Consider the following 16,578-nt stretch of genomic DNA (forward strand, 5'->3'; position numbering starts at 1 on the left):
TGCACGGGAACGGGGAGACGCGCCTGCGGGTGACGCTGTTCGGCACCCTCGAGGTGCGCCGCGGCAACGCCGTGGTGGCCGTTCCCGGCGCCCGGCTCCGGGCCTGATCGCGCGGCTGGCACTGGCCGGCGGCCGGCCGGTCGAACCGGGCGTCCTGGTCGATGCGCTGTGGCCGCGGAAACTCCCGAACAACCCAGCGAATGCGCTGTAGTCGCTGGCCTCCCGGATGCGCCGGGTGCTCGGCGAGGCCGGCGCGCGATCACCCAGTCCGAGGGCGGCTACCGCCTCGGCGTCACCGAGGACGACGTTGACGCGCTGCGATTCGAGCGGCTGACCGCGCTCGGCCGTGACCGGCTCCGGGCCGGCGATCCCCGGGCGGCGGCCGAGCTGCTGGGTGAGTCGGAGCGTGGAGACCTACATCCGGCCGTCCAGCATGGTCAGATCCCGGCTGCGGCGTCGTACCGGCGGCGCAGGTCGGCCATCTCCGATTCGGCCAGCGCCTCCTTGAGCGCCAACTCCTCGTACTTGTCCGGGAACATCTCCCGCAGCCGGTCGACGAACCTGGTGTCGGCGGTCGCCTCGACCACCTGGATGCCCGGGGGCTCGCTGGACATGTCGATGATCACCGGGCCGGCCAGCTTGACTGCCACGTCCCAGGGGCGCTTCTGCTCGGCGACGCCGCAGAGGTGGAAGCCGTAGACCGTCCGCACGTCAGCGAGCGTGGTGACCTCGGCCGGCTCGTAGCCGTAGACGCGGACCCCGCAGATCACCGCCGGTTTCTCCTTCCCGGTCGCCGCCTGCTGGCCACCGTGTCCGGCGTGGTTGTGCTGCCCCGGGTCCGCCTGTTCGAGCGTGGCCCGCATCCGGGTCATGACCTGCGCGTGCACATCCGCCGGCTCCGCCTCCGGGCCGGCCCGGTTGACCAGTACGACCGTGCCGGCCAACGTCGCCAGCAGGATCACCGCCACCCACACCAGGCGGTGCCGGTACCACCCCGCGAAACTCCTCTGAGCAATCATGATTGCTTCTCACCTCGTCGCCGGTTCTGGTGCGTTGGCAGACCGCATCGGACTCCCCCGACGTGTCAGACGTCGAACGCGTCGGCCACCCGGGGGGAGGTACTGGGAGTACGTACGGCGGGCGAGGATGCCCTGCCCGGCAGACGCCCGTCGTCGTAGCGATGGCCCGGCAGTGCGGCACGCGAGCTTCTGGCGTAGCTGCGTGCTGCGGGCACTGCGATGCTCCCGTCTTGGCCGTTCCCAGCACGGTTGCCCCCGCGCTGCGGCGATGGGAGCCATTCCATCACGCCCCGATCCACTCCCACAACATCGACGATCCTCAGTGCTGGTCGGGCCTGGCCGACACCCGGATCGGCCACTGTGATCGATTCACAGGCACAGGAGCCGGGCTTCGGCGCGGTGCGGGAACCGGGGCTACTGGAGGCAGGTCAGATCGGCCGCGGGCAGATTGCCCGTGTCGAGGTAGGCGTTCACGGCCGCGTCGACGCATCCGGAGCCTCGGAACAGGTAGACGCCGTGGCCACGGGCGCCGGCCAGGGTGATCATGCGGGAACCGTTGAGGGCGCGGTGCATGGCCTGGCCCATCTCCAGGATCGCGCTGACGTCACCGGCGGCCTGGACGACCAGGGCCGGTACCCCGTTGCGGATCCGGATCGGGCGTTCCCGCGGCGGGTTGGGCCAGAACGCGCACGGCGTGATGTTGCTGCCCAGCGGGCCGAACAGGGGTGCCTCGGTGCGTACCGCCTGAATGTCGCGCCAGTACGCCTGGACGTTGCGCGATACCGGCGCGTCGCCGCACTGTATGGCGGTCGCTGCGCTGCGCTGCGCGGAGTCGCGGCCGGTCAGTTGCCCCGCCAGCGCGGTCGCGAGGGTCTCCGTCGGCTCGGCGTTGCCGGTGTCGGCCGCCTGTACCAGCACCTGCACGGTGGCCGCGAGTTCGAGGGCGCCCTCCTCGCTGTCGTCGACCAGTAGATCGACGATCAGTCCGGGAATGACGGTGTCGTCCACCAGGTACTGGCCCACCCGTAGTGGCGTGCGCGCGGCGGCCCGGTAGACCCGGTCCACCGTGCCCAGCACCTGCCCGGTCGTCGTGCCGAGGTTGAGCTGGTCCTCGTGCGCCGCGACCAGTGCGGCCCACTCCCGCAGCGCCGCCTCGCGCCGTACCGCCACCGTGCGGTCCGGGAACGAGGTGACGCCGGGGCGATCCGGGTCGATGGCGCTGTCGAGCACCATCCGCCCGGCTCGCTGGCCGAACCGCTGCATGTACTGCGCGCCCAGGTAGCTGCCCTGCGAGTAGCCGAGGAACGACAGCTTCGGCGCGCCGAGCGCGGCCCGGATGACGTCCATGTCGCGGGCGGCGTTGGCCGTGGACGCGTATGGCAGCACGTCGGCGTTGGTCCGGGCGCACCGGCGGGCCAGATCCTTCGACAGCGTGACCATCCGGTTGAAGCTCTCCCGGCCGGCACCGGCGGAGCGCGGCAGCCAGCTGACCGGCCAGCCGCAGTCGATCGGCGTGCTGCGCCCGGAGAAGCGGATGTCCATGCCGATGATGTCGAACTTGGCACCGGCCGCGCCCAGCCCTTCCCTGGCGAGCGGCACGGTGGAGAGCACCGGGTTGGCCGGGCCGCCCAGGTTGAAGATCAATGGCCCGGCGTAGTGGGCCGTGTCGGTGGCCTTGCTGCGGGCGATCGCGACCGTGATGGTGCGCCCGCGGGGCCGGCGGTAGTCCAGCGGCACGCGGATGTCGGCGCACTGCACGCCGGCTTCGTCGAGCGCGCGGCCGTCGGTGTCGTCGGCGCCGCGCTGGCACGACTTCCAGTTGACGTGTTGATGGTGGTACCGGGCGAGCCCGGCGTCCCGCGTCGTGCCGGCATAAGCGGCGGGTACCGCGACGAGTCCCGCGGTCGTGGCCAGCACCGCGACAAGCAGTGTGCGCCGTCGTGGTCGGTTCATCGGATTTCTCCTGATCGGGATGTGGAGGTGGACGGCTCAGGCGTCCCGGCGGCGCAGTTGCCACGCGGCGAGCCCGAGCACGATTGCGGTGTAGAGGCAGAACAAGGCGAACCCGGCCCATGGGCCGAGCGCGAGCGGGTCCTGGTGGACAGAGCTGACGGCCGCGCCGGCCGGGGTCGGCAGATACCGGTACGCCGCGTCGGACACTGACTCCGGCAGCAGCCCGAGCACGAGCTGCGGCGCGAACAGCAGCCCGAACAGAGCCGAGATCCCGCCGGCGGTGTTGCGCAGCAGGGCACCAAGACCGAGGCCGAGCAAGCCCACCGCGGTCAGGAACAGCGCGCTGCCGAGCACGGCCCGCACCACACCGGGCTCACCGAGTCCGATATCCAGGTCCTTGGCGGACAGGATCGACTGGCCGGCGACGAACGACGCCAGCACTGCCGGGACGGAGACCACGACGGTGGTGAGTCCGAACGCGACCGCCTTGCCCCACAACATCGGCAGGCGGCCGGGCACCGCCGCCAGGCTCACCCGGATCGACGCGGTGGTGTACTCGCCGGTGATGAACAGCATGCCCAGGACGCCGATCGCGAACTGCGCCAGTTGCACGCCGGCGAGGCTGACCGAGACGGCGTCGAACGTGGTCGGATCCGCGGGCGGGCGGGCGACGCGCAGCGTGGTGTACGCCAGCCCGACGCCGACCACGAGCACGACCGTGGTCAGCAGGCACCAGATCGTGGACGGCAGGGAGCGCAGTTTGGTCCATTCCGAGCGGATTACGCGCACCTGGCTGAGGTGCTGCTCGCCGCGGTACGGGGGAAGGATGACGTTGGTCATGACGTCGCTCCGACGGTGTTCGCGCGGTACTCGGCCGCGTCGCGGGTCAGGTTGATGAAGACTTCTTCCAGCGAGGCCTGCTGTGCGGTGAGCTCGAGCAGCGTGATACCGGCCGCCCCGGCGGCCATGCCGATCTGGTCGGTCGTCAACCCCGACACCGTCAGCGTCTCGTCCCGGTCGAACGAGACCTCGACGTCGGGCCCGGACAATCGGGCGGCGAGCGCGTCCGGGTGGGTGGTGCGCACCCGAACCACGCTGCGGCTACCTGCCCGGACGAACTCCGCCACACCGGTATCGGCGATCAGGCGGCCCTTGCCGATGACGATGAGATGCTGGGCGGTGAGCGCCATCTCGCTCATCAGGTGCGAGGAGACGAAGACCGTTCGGCCTTCGGCGGCGAGGCTCTGCAACAGCGCGCGCACCCAACGGATGCCGTCGGTGTCGAGTCCGTTGAGCGGTTCGTCGAGGATGACCGTGCGCGGGTCGCCCAGCAAGGCCGTGGCGATGCCGAGCCGCTGCCCCATGCCGAGCGAGAACTTGCCGGCCCGCCGCCGCGCCACGCCGGACAAGCCGACCGCCTCGATCACCTCGTCGACCCGAGAGCGGTGGATGCCGCTCGTGCGGGCCAGCGCCAACAGGTGGTTGTACGCGCTGCGGCCCGGGTGGATCGAGCGGGCCTCCAGCAACGCGCCGACCTCGCGCAGCGGCGCGGTGTGCGCCCGGTACGGCTTGCCGTTCACCAGCACCGAACCGCTCGTCGGCGCGTCCAGCCCGAGGATCATCCGCATCGTGGTGGACTTGCCGGCGCCGTTCGGTCCGAGGAAACCGGTCACCGTTGCCGGGCTGACGGTGAATGTCAGCCCGTCGACGGCGAGCTTGTCGCCGTACCGCTTCGTCAGTTCCCGCGCCTCGATCATCGCTTTTGCTCCCTCACCTCGTCCGGCTGACGTTTACGCTGCCAGCGCATGTTGGCGCGGTAAGTGGGGCAGCCAGCCGGACCGCCTTGAGGTTTTCCCCACCCTTGACGGTGGGTTTGCCCGATGGCCGGCCGGCGCCGGGATACCTACCGTGAACACATGACCTCAGCGGGAGCGAAAGCGATGACGCACGAGCGGGCCACCGGCCCGCTCGCCGTGCTGCGGCCGCTGTCGTCGCCGCGCACCTGGCAGGCGACCTTCCACGTGGTGGCTGGGATGTTCCTCGCAGCCACCACGGCCACGGTGATCTGGCTCGTGGGCGTGCTGTGGTGGGCCGCCGTGACCAGCCTCGTCGAAGGCCCGACCGGCCACCGGCTGCTCCCGGTGCTGTACGTGGTCGTCGCCGTCCTGGGCCCGCTGGCGCTGCCACCGTGCGCGCGGTTCTTCAGCGCGCTGCAACGGGAGCGGTTCCGGGCGCTGCTCGGTGTCGAGATCGCCGCGCCGAAGCACGACCCGGGCACCGGCTGGCACCGGATCTTCCAGCCGTGGGCCGCCGGAACCACCTGGCGCCAGTTCGCCTACCATCTGCTCGCCCCACTGTTGGGCGGCCTCGGCGGGGTGGTCGTCGTGTTCTGCTGGTCGGCGCTCTTCCTCGCCGCCCTGTCAGGCGACCGCGTGTCCGGGGCGGGGTACGGCCTGTGGTTCGGCGGCGCCACAGCCCTGCTGCTCGCCGCGCCGTGGGTCGCGCGCGGCATCGCCGGGGCCGACACGGCCGCGGCCCGGCGCCTACTCGGCCGCAGCCACGCCGAGGAACTTGCCGAGCGGGTCGAGTCGCTGGCGCGCAGCCGGGCCGACCTGGTCGAGGCCGCCGACACCGAACGGCGCCGGATCGAGCGGGACCTGCACGACGGTGTGCAACAGCGCCTCGTCTCCCTGGCGATGAACCTGGGCATGGCCCGCGCCTCCTTCGCCGACCGGTCGCCGGAGATTCTGGAGGTCGTCGCCGCGGCCCACGACGAGGCCACCGCCGCGCTGGCCGAACTGCGCGACTTCGTTCGTGGCCTGCATCCGGCCGTCCTCGACGACCGGGGACTCGACGCGGCGCTTTCGGGCATTGTCGCGCGGGCACCGCTGCCGGTGAAACTGCGCGTGGACGTCGCGCCGCGCTGCTCGCCGAGCGTCGAAGCGATCGCGTACTTCGCCGTGTCCGAAGCCCTGACGAACGTTGCCAAACACGCGAACGCGAGCCGGGCCGAGGTCGTGGCGAAGCGCGTCGGCGACCGGTTGATCATCACGATCACCGACGACGGCCGCGGCGGCGCGTCGGTCGACGGCGCCGGCACCGGCCTGCGCGGCCTGGCGCAGCGGGCAGCGGCCCTCGACGGCAGTCTGACCGTGGTGAGTCCGCCCAGCGGGCCCACAACCGTTACCGTGTATGTCCGATGCGAGTAGTGCTAGCCGAAGACTCCGTCCTGCTGCGGGCCGGCCTCATCAGGCTACTCACCGAAGGTGGCTTCGAGGTCGTCGCCGCGGTGCCCGACGCCGGCCAATTGCTGGCCGCTGTCGACGCACACCGACCCGACGTCGTGGTGGTCGACGTGCGGATGCCCCCGACCCACACCGACGAGGGCATCCGGGCCGCGCTCGTCATCCGGCGGCAACACCCGAAGATCGCGGTGTGCGTGCTCTCGCAGTACGTGGAGGAACGGTACGCCACCGACCTTCTCTCGGTCGAGACCAGCGGCATCGGATACCTGCTGAAAGACCGGGTGGCGCAGGTGTCGGACTTCCTCGACGCGCTGCGCCGGGTGGCCGCCGGCGGCACCGCGCTGGACCCCGAAGTTGTCGCCCAACTGCTGGTGCGCCGCAACGACCCGATGCGGCGCCTGACACCACGCGAGCAGGACGTGCTGCGGCTGATGGCGGAGGGCCGCTCCAACACCGGCATCACGGAGGCATTGAAGGTCAGCCACAGCGCGGTCGAGAAGTACGTGAGCAACATCTTCGCCAAACTCGACCTACCGCCCACCGACACGGACCACCGCCGGGTGCTGGCCGTGCTCAAGTACCTCGGCACCTGACCCAAGGTCAGGGGCGTGTCTCAGTAACCGGCTACCCGCTGTCGGAGTGCATTCGGATGTACCCAGTCACGTGCAGCTGAGCGTGCCCAGGATGCCTGCACTGGATTCAGTTCCGCCGTCTGAACGTGCCGGGGGCTGTCCCGTACGTGCGCTTGAACGCGTTGGCGAAGGCGAACTCGGAGGCGTAGCCCACCTGGGCGGCGACGGATTTCAATGGTGCGTCCGATGCCCGCAGCAGGCGCGCGGCCGTGGTCATCCGCCACCAGGTCAGGTAGCTGAGGGGTGGTTGGCCGATCAGCGTGGCGAAGCGCCTGGCGAACGGTGCGCGGGAGAGCCCCGCTTCCGCGGCGAGCTTCGCCACTGTCCACGGTGCCGCCGGGGCCCGGTGGATGGCGTGGAGGGCGGCGGTTACCGGCGGGTCGTTGAGCGCGGCGGCCCAGCCGGTGGTGTTGCCCCGGGCGGGCTGTTCGTTGAACCAGATGCGCAGGATGTACAGCAGCAATGTGTCCAGGAGCGCGGGGACGGCCGCGTCCGTGCCGAGGCGCGGGTGCTCCAGTTCGGCGGCCAGTAGCCCCACGGCCGAGCGCAGTTCCGGGTGGCGAGCCGGGTGCGCGGGGAGGTGGATCCGGTCAGGCAGGTCACGCAGCAGCGGGTGGGTGCGGGACGGGTCGAGCTGGTAGGTCCCACAGAGCACGACGGTGACCGGACCGTAGTCTCCGGTCCGGTCGACGCTGTCCGACCTGTAGGGCTCGGCAAATCGGGGGTCGTCGGGGTCGCAAGCGGGGGCCGTCGCCAAGGTTTCGGGGCTGTCGGCCAGGGTGTGCCCACTGCCGTGGGGCAGGAACACCACGTCGCCCACGCCCAGCGGGACGGGCTCTGCGTCTGGAGGGCGTAGCCAGCAGGAGCCCTGCAGGATCACCTGAAAGCCCGCCGACCCCGGTACGGAGGCGAACTCCTGACCCCACGGGGCATGCCACCGCACGTGCGCCGACCGAGGCCGCCCGGTCCGCATCACCGCGATGACGTCACTGAGCACATCCATGCGGTGAGACTACGCGGGCGAGACGTACGCGTATGAACTGGGCACTCTGCCGCATGGATCGTCTCCGTATGGAGTCGTAGATTCGCGGCATGAAGATGAAGACCGCACGTATCCACGACTACGGTGACGCGTCCGTGATCCGCTACGACGACGTTGCGCGCCCTCAGCCTGCATCAGGTGAAGTGCTCATCCGTGTCGCCGCGACCTCGTTCAACCCCACCGAGGCCGCGTTGCGGGCCGGACTGCTGCGGGGGTCCTTTCCCTTGGACCTGCCCTACACGCTCGGATGGGACGTCGCCGGCACTATCGCCGAGATCGGCGCGGGTGCGGAGGGGTTCGCCGTCGGCGACCGGGTCATCGGGCGGCTTGACAGCGCGGGTGCGGCCGCCGAGTACGTACGGGCGCCCGTGGCCACGCTGGTCACGGCTCCCGCCTCCGTCCCTCTCGCAAACGCTGCGGCCCTTCCCGTGGCCGGCCTCACGGCGTGGCAGGCGGTGTTCGAGCACGGGAAGGTAGCCGCCGGTCAGCGGGTACTGGTCAACGGTGCGGGCGGAGGCGTCGGTGGCTTCGTGACGCAGCTCGCCAAGTACGCGGGAGCCGAGGTGATCGCCACGGCCAGCGCCCGCAGCGCCGAGGCGGTCGGGCGGCAGGGGGCGGACCAGGTGATCGACTACACCGCCACGCCGGTGGTTGCCGCGCTCGACGGCCCGGTGGACACGCTGCTCAACCTGGTCCCGCTGAACCCACCGGACGCCGCGGCCCTGGCGCCGCTGGTGCGGCCGGGCGGGCGGATCGTCTCGATCGCCACCCCGATCGAGCCGCCTGCCGATGCCGGGGTGACTGCGATGCACATTGTCGCCCGCAATGACGTGGAGCATCTGGCGGCGCTGGTGGAGCTCGTCGACGCGGGTGTGGTCACCATCGACATCAGCGAGTCGCGCCCACTGGCCGGCCTCGGCGCCATCCACCGCCTCAGCGAGGCCGGCCGGATCCGAGGCAAGGTCATCATCGTTCCTTGAGCGCTGGGTCCTGCAGAGCGTGACAGGCGCGCCGGGGGTTCGGTCGGCCTGACAGTCGGGATCTGTTCTCTCGCGCGCGTCGAGCGGCACCGGTCACCGGCGACTCCCGGGTGGCTCAACCGAAGCGGAACTCGCCGTCATCCCGTACGAAGATCTCCTCGTCCACCCAGCGCCGTTCGGTGTTCGACACCGTGCGGAGGTACTGGCACGAGTATCCGGTGCTCTTCCCCTTCTCGGCCAGCCAGATCTCCGGGAGCTTGTCGCACCGCACCTCGTCCGACATGTCTTCGTAGTACCGCCAGGCATGGTCGTACAGCAGTTTCGCGGTCAGTATGCGCTTACGGGGATGCACCGTGTAGTGGATTACACCATCCCCCGGCCGGTAGTCGGGCTCGATGACCACGTTCCAATCCACCCGCAGGCCGCGGAAGACGACCGTGCACCAGGTGCCCGCCATGGGCGCCAGCTTAATCTTGCCACCGGCACAGGTGGCGGCGGTGATCTTCCCCGGGACTCCTCCCATGTCGAGCGTCTTCTCCTGCAGTTCGGGCAGCACCTGTTCGGTGAACGAGACGCCCGGGCCCGACTTGCCCGGCACGGCCGCTTCGATCTGCTCCTGGGTCAGTAGACCGGCCTGCGGTCCGGTGATCTTTACAGGACGCTCCCGGCCGACCACGACCGGAGAGGGCGGCGGGCCGGCGGTGGCGGGACTTGTCGTCGCGCCCGCATCCGGGGTGCTCGGGTCGCAGGCGCTTGCGGCAGCTACGACCACCACGCCGAGCAGCACGCGTAGGAACGCTGATGGGCTCGCCATGGCACCGAGCGTATCCACCCTATCGATGGAATACGTACCATAACTGCCCACGGCGGCGCCGGGCCCGGCTTTCCAGCCGGCCGCCCAGCCGTTCTCGGAGCTCGCCGGCCGCCGGCAGCTCGAACGGCACACCGGCCGCCGCCCCTCCACCACGATCGAAGCGGCCCATGCAAGATCGAACCCCCGTGGCGACGCCCGTTAATGTATCTACATGAAGCTATTGACTTCACTGGCTGTCACGGCCGCTACCATCGTCGTGGTCAGCGCCGGGGCGCCGGCTGTCGCGGCACGGGCGGAACTGCAGTGGGGAGCGTGCCCCGGCGCGTCCCATCCGGACATACGCTGCACAAAGGTGAAGGTGCCCCTCGACTATCGCCGGCCGGGCGGCCGCAGCATCGACATCGCCGTGTCCCGTCTGCCCGCGACCGATCCCGCGCAGCGCCGCGGCGTTCTGTTGACCACCGGCGGCGGGCCGGGCGGCCCCGGCGTGCAGCTGCCCGAGGAACTGGCGGCCGTGCTGCCGCAGGAGGTGCGCGCCCGATACGACCTGATAGGTTTCGACATCCGCTTTGTCGAGCAGAGCACCCCGATCAGCTGCGGCCAGGCGGCCGAGGAGCCGGGCGGATTCTGGGTACGCGACCCCGGCAGCCTGGACCGGTTCGTGGCCCAGGTGTCCGAGGCGCGGCGGTATGCGCAGGCATGCGCCGACGTCAGCGGATGGGCGCTACCACACGCCACCACAGCCAACGCCGCACGGGACATGGACGAAATCCGCAAGGCGCTCGGCGAGCCGAAGATCTCATATCTCGGTGGCTCCTACGCGGGCATGCTCGGGGCGACCTACTCCACGCTGTTTCCCGAGCGCGTGGACCGGTTTGTGCTGGACAGCCCGATCAATGGTGACCTGATCTGGCGGCAGTTCGAACTGTCCCGCACGCCCGCCTTCGAGGCCGGGCTGGACGCGTTCGCGGCGTGGGTCGCTAAGAGCGGCGGGTACGGTTTCGGCAACACCGCGACCGAGGTCGAGGCGAACATCGAGGCGCTGCTCGACCTGGCGGCCACCACACCCATCAAGGTCGACGGGCACGCGTGGACGGCGGGCGAACTGGGCAACCTCGTCATCATCGCCATCTTCTTCGAGCAGTACTTCCCGTACGTCGCGGCCGATCTCGCGGCCATTCGGGACGGCTCGCCGCCGCCGGTGCCGTTCCCGCTCTACCCTTCCGCGCGGCCGGGCGTGCCCGGCGTACCGGCGGACAACCACACGGCGGTGAACATGGCCTACCGGTGCGGCGACAACGCCTGGCCGCGCGCCTTGCACACCTATGTGGCCGACGTGCGCCGGTATTCGGCCCAGTACCCAAGCTTCGGCCCGGCCAACGCGAACATCAACGCCTGTGCCTTCTGGCCGTCCGGTGCGGACAACCGGGTGCCGCTGGCCGGCAACCGTGCGCCGGGTGTGCTGGTGACGGCCGCGCTGCGGGACGTGTCCGTGCCCATCGCCAATTCACGCGCGGTCGCTGCGGCGGTCCACGGCTCTCGGCTGGTCACGATCGACGCGCAGACCCATGCGCCGTTCCCGCACTTCGGCAACGCCTGCCTCAACGGCGCCGTCGTCGACTACCTCGTCACCGGAGTGCTCCCGGCAAGCGACATAGCCTGTTGAGGGCTGACCACGAGGCTGCCCGAGCCATCTGCTGGGGCCTGATCAGAGCGCCCGCCGACGATCACGATCGTCGGCGGGCGCTCTGGCCACCTACGCGGCAGCAGTAGCGGTGAACACGCTCGCTCTTGGTGGCGGGACTGCGTAGAGATCGCCCCACTCCCCACGGCCTCGCAGGTTGCGCCCGTTACTGGCGGCGGATGTTCTCCTTGGTCTGTTCTGCCTGCCCGCGTAGTTCCCCGGCGGTGGCCTGTCCCTGTTCGCGCATTGTCGAGGCGCTCTTGGCTGCCTGGTCTTTGACTGCGCCGGCTGCTTCCTGTACGGGTTGACGTAGGTTGTCCTGCATCTGGTGGGCGGTGGTGCGCATCTGTTGCCTGATCTCCTCGGAGTGCTCGGTGACCTTGCCCTTCGCCTGACCGGCCGCCCGTCGTTCCGGTTCTGACGGGGGCAGCAGGGACGAGATGAGAGCACCGAGCCCGAACGCGATGAGTCCAGCGGCGAGTGGATTGCCCTGGGTGGCTTCGCGTTGTTTCTGCGGAAGTGTTCCCACCGTCTCCTTGGCCTGTGAGCCGGCAGCGGCCACCTGGTGGGCGGCCGACGAGGTCTTCGCCCGGCCGGTCTCACCCGCGTGGGCTGCACTGCCCATGATCCGATCCTTGAGGGCGGATAGCCGGCCCCGCGCCTCGTGCATCTTTCGATCGGCGACCCGACGTGGATTCACCTTGTCGGTCAGCAAGTTCACGTCGCCGCTGAGACGGGCGCGGGTTCTCTCGATGTCGGAGCGGATGTCATCTGGATCGGCTGTCACCGTCGTTCCTCTCTGCGTTCTGATGGCGGGTGAAGGCGCCCGGAACCTGGCGGACCGTTTCGGTGGTACGGGGCAGGCCGGGCTTGACCCGACGAAGCCGGCCGCGCGCCACCGTGAACAGGACTACACCGATGACGGCCCAGATTCCGGCGACGATCAGTGCCGCCCACCCCTGATCCATCACGTTCGCCAGCGCCCACCAGAGCGCGAACGACAGGAACAGCAGGGTCATGAACCCCGCCAGGGCGGCACCACCGAACATGCCGGCCGCTTGACCGGCAGCGCGCACCTCTTGGCGCACCTCGGCCTTGGCGAGCTGAACCTCCTGACGCACGAGCGTCGACACGTCACGGGTGACGTCCCCGAGCAGCTCGCCGAGGGATGCCTGTGTCCGGTCGGGCGCAGCTTCGGCTCGGCCCCGTGCTGAGGCGCTCATGTGCCCACCTGACCCCTGTGCGACGACAGGGGTTGTTGTCCCTCGGACCCGCCGGCACCTGCCTCGCCGTCCGAGGCGATGCTGCGGGTCAATCGCCCGGCCAGCATCCCGGCCACCGCCGCCCCAGCCAGGAACAGACCGGGCCGGCGGCGTGCGAAGTCGCGTACCTCTGCCACCACGGCACCGGGCTCGCGCTCGTCCAGCCAGTCCGCGGCCCGGTGGGCCTGCTCCGCCGCCTGCCGGGCCAAATCACCGGCAAGACCGCGCCGCTCGTCCTGGCTGGACATCGACTCCAGCTCGTCGCCGAGTGACCGAAGCCCGGCGGCTGCGCGTTTCTGCTGGGTGTCGGCCTGCTGGTTGAGCTGGCTAGTGGCCTGACCGAGCAGGTTGCGCACCTGCCGGTTCGCCTCCGCGGCAGTGGCCTTGCCCTGCTCGACCGCACCATGCGTCATCTCGCTACCCGCATGCTGCACACTGTGAGCAGCCGCGGGCGCCTGCGACCGAGCCGCCTGCACCTGCGACTGGGCACCGCCCATTGCCGGGCTCTGTTGCTTAGTCATACGTGTGCCCCCCTCTGTGGGCGAAACCAGCCCTGTCAGCACCAGCCCCGTCAGCCGAAGCGGCGGATACCCCAAACCGCGCAGGTCACACCCCTCGACCCCGCCAGGTTGACCATGTCGGGTGGAACACCACGCCCACCACAGCGAGACAACCCAGCGCCACCGTCCACGTAACGCGTAGCGACCGGGCCGCCGGTCGAGGAGACCGGTGTCCCGGACCAGATGCTCCCAGTCTTCCTCACCGCCACATCCGCGTGAGGAAACGGCAGCTCACGGCGACCAATACGCAGGCGGCGCTCGCCTTTATGCAAGTCTGCCGATTTGGTGCGTAGCTTCGTCGGCCGAGCCCAACAATCAAGACTATGCGGGCACGTTGGACTCAAGGGGTAGCCATGGCACGGAAGAGAAAATCCACCGCGCGGCAAGCGCTCATCCTTGCCTTCGCGGCTGGGGCGGTGACCGGGGCGGCGGGCACGTTCAGGCTGCGACGCCGGCAGGCTGGCGGCTTCCCGACGGGCGAGGTCGCCGGGAAGTTCGACGAGGGCCTTGATCCATCGCTCGCCGGGCGTATCGACGCCCCGCCTCGGGGGGCTGTGAGCATGCCTGCAGCGCAGCACGGTTGACCCGGGCAGTGCCTCGGACCATCCCGTTGTGAGAGATGAGGGCAATGATGCCAGAACGACCTGGCGGCAACCCCGGCGCTGCGTCTGCTGACACGCCGGTCGCCGAGTTGGTGCAGCGCGCCACTGAGCAGATCACCCGGTTGGTGCGCGACGAGCTGACGATGGCGCGGACAGAGATGACCACCAAGGGCAAGCGCGCGGGCGTCGGTGCTGGACTGCTCGGTGGCGGTGCGGTGCTCGGGCTCCTCGCCGGTGGGACCGCCGCCGCCACGATCGTGCTGGCCCTGGCCGCGATCATGCCCGATGCTGTGGCCGCCCTGATCGTCACGGTGATCCTTGCCATCGCCGCCGCCATCACGGCCCAACGCGGTAAGAAGCAGGTCAGCAAGGCCATGCCCGTCACGCCCACGACGACCAGAGACAGCGTGCGAGCCGACACCGAGGCGATACGTGGCGCAGCGAGTCGGAGGCAGCCATGAGGACGCCACCGGGAAGCAGCGACCCGGACCAGACCCGACGCGACATCCAGCAGACACGCGCGGAACTTGGTGAGACCGTAGCCGCACTGACCGCCAAGACCGACGTCAAGACCCGCGCACGCACCAAAGCCACTACCGCCGTCGGCGGACTCCGACAGCGTGTCACCCAGGCCAGCCAGTCGGCGAAGACCAAAGCGACGCAGTTAGCCCGAACAATGAGCCAGAAGGCATCCCAGCGCGCCAAGCCGGTCTCGCAGAAAGCCCAACATGCCAGCGCCGCAGTACGCGACTCAGCGAAAGCCGGCGCACAGAACACCGGTAAGGCCAAGTCGACCCTGGTCAGCTCCGCCCGCACCGCGACGACCAAGATCGGCAGCTCGGTGCGCGCGAAACCCGCACCGGTCCTCGCCGCCGCCGGCACCGCCGCCACCCTCGCGGTCATGGCCTATCGACGCCGCCTCCAGAAGTGACCGACCGACACCGCAAAACTGAGAGGACCCGCAACCTGCCCTCCAACCTCTCGCTGGCGACCGCGACGGGCACGGTCAGCCACGTGCCGAAAACGGGAGTCTGACGACCGCGGCGGCTGTCACCGTTCAACTCAGAAAGTGATGAACAGCCGCGGCAAGAGCCAACGGGTTCTCCTCCGCCACGTGGTGGCCCGACTCGATGGGCGCGCCGCGCAGATCGTCCGCCCATGGCTGCCACACGGCGAGCGGGTCACCGTACAGCTCCACCAGGTCGTCGCGGGTGGACCACAGGAACAGGGTCGGACAACGCACGGTACGCCCGGCGCGCCGGTCGGCTTCCTCATGCTCGCGGTCAATGCTCAGGCCGGCGCGGTAATCCTCCAGCATCGCCCGTACGGTGGGCGGATCGTGGATGGCTGCGCGGAACTCCTGGTAGTTCTCGGCGCCCATGGCGTCGGGCCGGGCGGCGCCGTACCAGGCGTCCGGGTCGGCCAGGATCGCGCGCTCCGGCTTGTCCGGCTGTGCGAAGAAGAACCAGTGGTACCAGTCATGTGCGAATGTGGCGTCGCACCTGGCGAGGGCCTCGCTGATGGGGATGCCGTCCAGCACCACCAGCCGGCTCACTCGATCCGGGTGGTCGAGCGCCATGCGCAACGCCACATAGCAGCCACGGTCGTGGCCCACGGCCGCGAAGTGCGAGTGCCCCAGCGAGGTCATCAGATGGACGAGGTCGCGCGCCACCGCGCGCTTGGACTGTTGCGCATGGTCCGGGCGGATCTCGGCTTTGCCCGACCGCCCGTAGCCTCGCATGTCCGGGCAAACCACCGTGTGGCCCAACTCCACCAGTCGCGGTGCGACCCGGTGCCAGGTAGAGCCGGTACGCGGATGACCATGGATGAGCAGGACCGGTGGCCCTTCGCCCGCGTGCCGGACACGAAGGTCCACCTCACCCACGTTGATCCGCTCATCCTTGAAACCTTGGAACATGGCGGGCGACGTACCCCGATAGCACGAAGATGATGCCGCCCATTCACCCCAGTTGCACAGCGCTGTGCAACTTGCGTAGGGTGAAGCCATGACCACGCCCGACCCCAGCCGTGCCGATCTCAACCGGCGGCGCATCCTGGACGTCGCCCTCGCCGAGTTGCTGCGCAACCCGGATGCGTCGATGGACCAGATCGCCCGGGCGGCCGGCGTCGTTCGCCGCACGGTGTATGGGCATTTCCCGAGCCGCGAGGCGCTGATCAGCACGCTGCTCGACGGGGCGGTGGAAGCGGTCGCGGCGGCGAACGCCGCGGGCCTCAAGAGCGTGGCGGACCCCGAGGAGTCACTCGTACGCTCGACACTCGCGGTTTGGGAGGTAGCGGACCGCTACCGGATCCTTGTCGCGCTCGCTCAGCGCAGCGTCACCGTCCAAGGCATTCGGGATCGCCTCGCCCCAGTCCGCGAGGCGTCCGTGGAGATGATCCAACTCGGCCTCGATCAGGGCGTCTTCACCTCTCCGTTGTCGGCACGAGCCCTGACGTACCTGCACGAGCAGATGCTCATCGCCCTCATGGAGGCGGTGAACGACGGCCTGCTGGACGCCGACGCAGCCGGCCCCGCCGCCGCGGTCAGCATGCTGACCGTCTCGGGCGTGCCCGCCTCCCGTACGGCCGAGCTGGTGGCGAACCTGAGTGCCGGTAACGAGCGCCGGGAGAGCGCTGCCGAAGACGGTGCCGGCCTACCCAGCTGGACTCCGGCCGCTACCGGGCCCAGCTGATGCACGACTACGCCGTCGCGCAGACCGACGCCTCGACACGTCGGTGTACACGGATCTGCTGCGCGATGCCGCCCCCCCTGACACCGGCCCCG

General features: G+C 70.0%; 17 protein-coding genes. 7 read left to right on the forward strand and 10 right to left on the reverse strand.

The features are described from left to right. Positions 1 to 437: 437 nt before the first annotated feature. The 4 genes from MCAG_RS04160 to MCAG_RS04175 all read right to left on the reverse strand — a co-directional run bounded on the left by MCAG_RS04160 (position 438) and on the right by MCAG_RS04175 (position 4,729). Positions 438 to 1,019, reverse strand: coding sequence for a hypothetical protein (locus tag MCAG_RS04160; RefSeq protein WP_007071718.1), 582 nt, complete (start codon positions 1,017 to 1,019; stop codon positions 438 to 440). A gap of 414 nt (positions 1,020 to 1,433) precedes the next feature. Next, positions 1,434 to 2,972, reverse strand: coding sequence for an alpha/beta hydrolase (locus MCAG_RS04165; protein ID WP_007071719.1), 1,539 nt, complete (start codon positions 2,970 to 2,972; stop codon positions 1,434 to 1,436). Positions 2,973 to 3,008: 36 nt separating this feature from the next. Further along, the gene (locus MCAG_RS04170; RefSeq protein ID WP_007071720.1) at positions 3,009 to 3,812 is read right to left on the reverse strand and encodes an ABC transporter protein; all 804 of its coding nucleotides are present in this window, start codon (positions 3,810 to 3,812) and stop codon (positions 3,009 to 3,011) included. Then, on the reverse strand, positions 3,809 to 4,729 hold the full coding sequence (locus MCAG_RS04175; protein ID WP_007071721.1) for an ATP-binding cassette domain-containing protein: 921 nt from the start codon (positions 4,727 to 4,729) through the stop codon (positions 3,809 to 3,811). The genes MCAG_RS04170 and MCAG_RS04175 overlap by 4 nt, the downstream gene beginning before the upstream one ends. Before the next feature lie 159 nt (positions 4,730 to 4,888). Here MCAG_RS04175 and MCAG_RS04180 point away from each other — a divergent pair, with 159 nt between their 5' ends. Together MCAG_RS04180 and MCAG_RS04185 are read left to right on the forward strand one after the other, a co-directional pair. After that, positions 4,889 to 6,181 carry a sensor histidine kinase gene (locus MCAG_RS04180; RefSeq protein WP_036376283.1) on the forward strand — a complete coding sequence of 431 codons (1,293 nt, stop codon included), beginning with the start codon at positions 4,889 to 4,891 and terminating at the stop codon, positions 6,179 to 6,181. After that, positions 6,172 to 6,810, forward strand: coding sequence for a response regulator transcription factor (locus MCAG_RS04185; protein ID WP_007071723.1), 639 nt, complete (start codon positions 6,172 to 6,174; stop codon positions 6,808 to 6,810). The genes MCAG_RS04180 and MCAG_RS04185 overlap by 10 nt, the downstream gene beginning before the upstream one ends. Positions 6,811 to 6,916: 106 nt before the next feature. Here MCAG_RS04185 and MCAG_RS04190 read toward each other — a convergent pair whose 3' ends face one another. After that, positions 6,917 to 7,852 carry an AraC family transcriptional regulator gene (locus MCAG_RS04190; RefSeq protein ID WP_007071724.1) on the reverse strand — a complete coding sequence of 312 codons (936 nt, stop codon included), beginning with the start codon at positions 7,850 to 7,852 and terminating at the stop codon, positions 6,917 to 6,919. A gap of 89 nt (positions 7,853 to 7,941) precedes the next feature. Here MCAG_RS04190 and MCAG_RS04195 point away from each other — a divergent pair, with 89 nt between their 5' ends. After that, a complete protein-coding gene (locus MCAG_RS04195; RefSeq protein ID WP_007071725.1) occupies positions 7,942 to 8,871 on the forward strand; it encodes an NADP-dependent oxidoreductase in 930 nt (309 codons plus the stop codon). Between the two features lie 115 nt (positions 8,872 to 8,986). Here MCAG_RS04195 and MCAG_RS04200 read toward each other — a convergent pair whose 3' ends face one another. Next, a complete protein-coding gene (locus MCAG_RS04200; protein ID WP_157547866.1) occupies positions 8,987 to 9,685 on the reverse strand; it encodes a hypothetical protein in 699 nt (232 codons plus the stop codon). A gap of 352 nt (positions 9,686 to 10,037) precedes the next feature. On the opposite strand from MCAG_RS04200, the gene MCAG_RS04205 reads away from it, so the two are divergent. Next, on the forward strand, positions 10,038 to 11,351 hold the full coding sequence (locus MCAG_RS04205; protein WP_050777850.1) for an alpha/beta fold hydrolase: 1,314 nt from the start codon (positions 10,038 to 10,040) through the stop codon (positions 11,349 to 11,351). A gap of 184 nt (positions 11,352 to 11,535) precedes the next feature. Here MCAG_RS04205 and MCAG_RS04210 read toward each other — a convergent pair whose 3' ends face one another. The 3 genes from MCAG_RS04210 to MCAG_RS04220 are packed head-to-tail and all read right to left on the reverse strand — an operon-like array spanning position 11,536 to position 13,044. Beyond that, a complete protein-coding gene (locus MCAG_RS04210; RefSeq protein ID WP_007071728.1) occupies positions 11,536 to 12,156 on the reverse strand; it encodes a DUF3618 domain-containing protein in 621 nt (206 codons plus the stop codon). After that, positions 12,137 to 12,592 (reverse strand): phage holin family protein, encoded by a 456-nt coding sequence (locus MCAG_RS04215; protein ID WP_007071729.1) that lies wholly within the window; start codon positions 12,590 to 12,592, stop codon positions 12,137 to 12,139. The genes MCAG_RS04210 and MCAG_RS04215 overlap by 20 nt, the downstream gene beginning before the upstream one ends. After that, positions 12,589 to 13,044: a hypothetical protein gene (locus MCAG_RS04220; protein WP_157547867.1), complete on the reverse strand. Its 456-nt coding sequence runs from the start codon at positions 13,042 to 13,044 to the stop codon at positions 12,589 to 12,591. Before MCAG_RS04220 ends, MCAG_RS04215 begins: the two co-directional genes overlap by 4 nt. A 778-nt stretch (positions 13,045 to 13,822) precedes the next feature. Here MCAG_RS04220 and MCAG_RS04225 point away from each other — a divergent pair. Then, positions 13,823 to 14,254 (forward strand): phage holin family protein, encoded by a 432-nt coding sequence (locus tag MCAG_RS04225; RefSeq protein WP_036376294.1) that lies wholly within the window; start codon positions 13,823 to 13,825, stop codon positions 14,252 to 14,254. Beyond that, the gene (locus MCAG_RS30335; RefSeq protein ID WP_007071732.1) at positions 14,251 to 14,724 is read left to right on the forward strand and encodes a DUF3618 domain-containing protein; all 474 of its coding nucleotides are present in this window, start codon (positions 14,251 to 14,253) and stop codon (positions 14,722 to 14,724) included. Before MCAG_RS04225 ends, MCAG_RS30335 begins: the two co-directional genes overlap by 4 nt. Before the next feature lie 126 nt (positions 14,725 to 14,850). On the opposite strand, the gene MCAG_RS04235 is transcribed toward MCAG_RS30335, so the two are convergent. Then, positions 14,851 to 15,711, reverse strand: a complete 861-nt coding sequence (locus tag MCAG_RS04235) for an alpha/beta fold hydrolase (protein WP_007071733.1) — start codon at positions 15,709 to 15,711, stop codon at positions 14,851 to 14,853. 88 nt (positions 15,712 to 15,799) lie between these two features. On the opposite strand from MCAG_RS04235, the gene MCAG_RS04240 reads away from it, so the two are divergent. Further along, positions 15,800 to 16,486, forward strand: a complete 687-nt coding sequence (locus MCAG_RS04240) for a TetR/AcrR family transcriptional regulator (protein WP_007071734.1) — start codon at positions 15,800 to 15,802, stop codon at positions 16,484 to 16,486. The last annotated feature ends 92 nt before the right edge of the window (positions 16,487 to 16,578 follow it).

The sequence above is a fragment of the Micromonospora sp. ATCC 39149 genome, assembly GCF_000158815.1.
In the GTDB taxonomy this organism is placed as follows: Bacteria; Actinomycetota; Actinomycetes; order Mycobacteriales; family Micromonosporaceae; genus Micromonospora.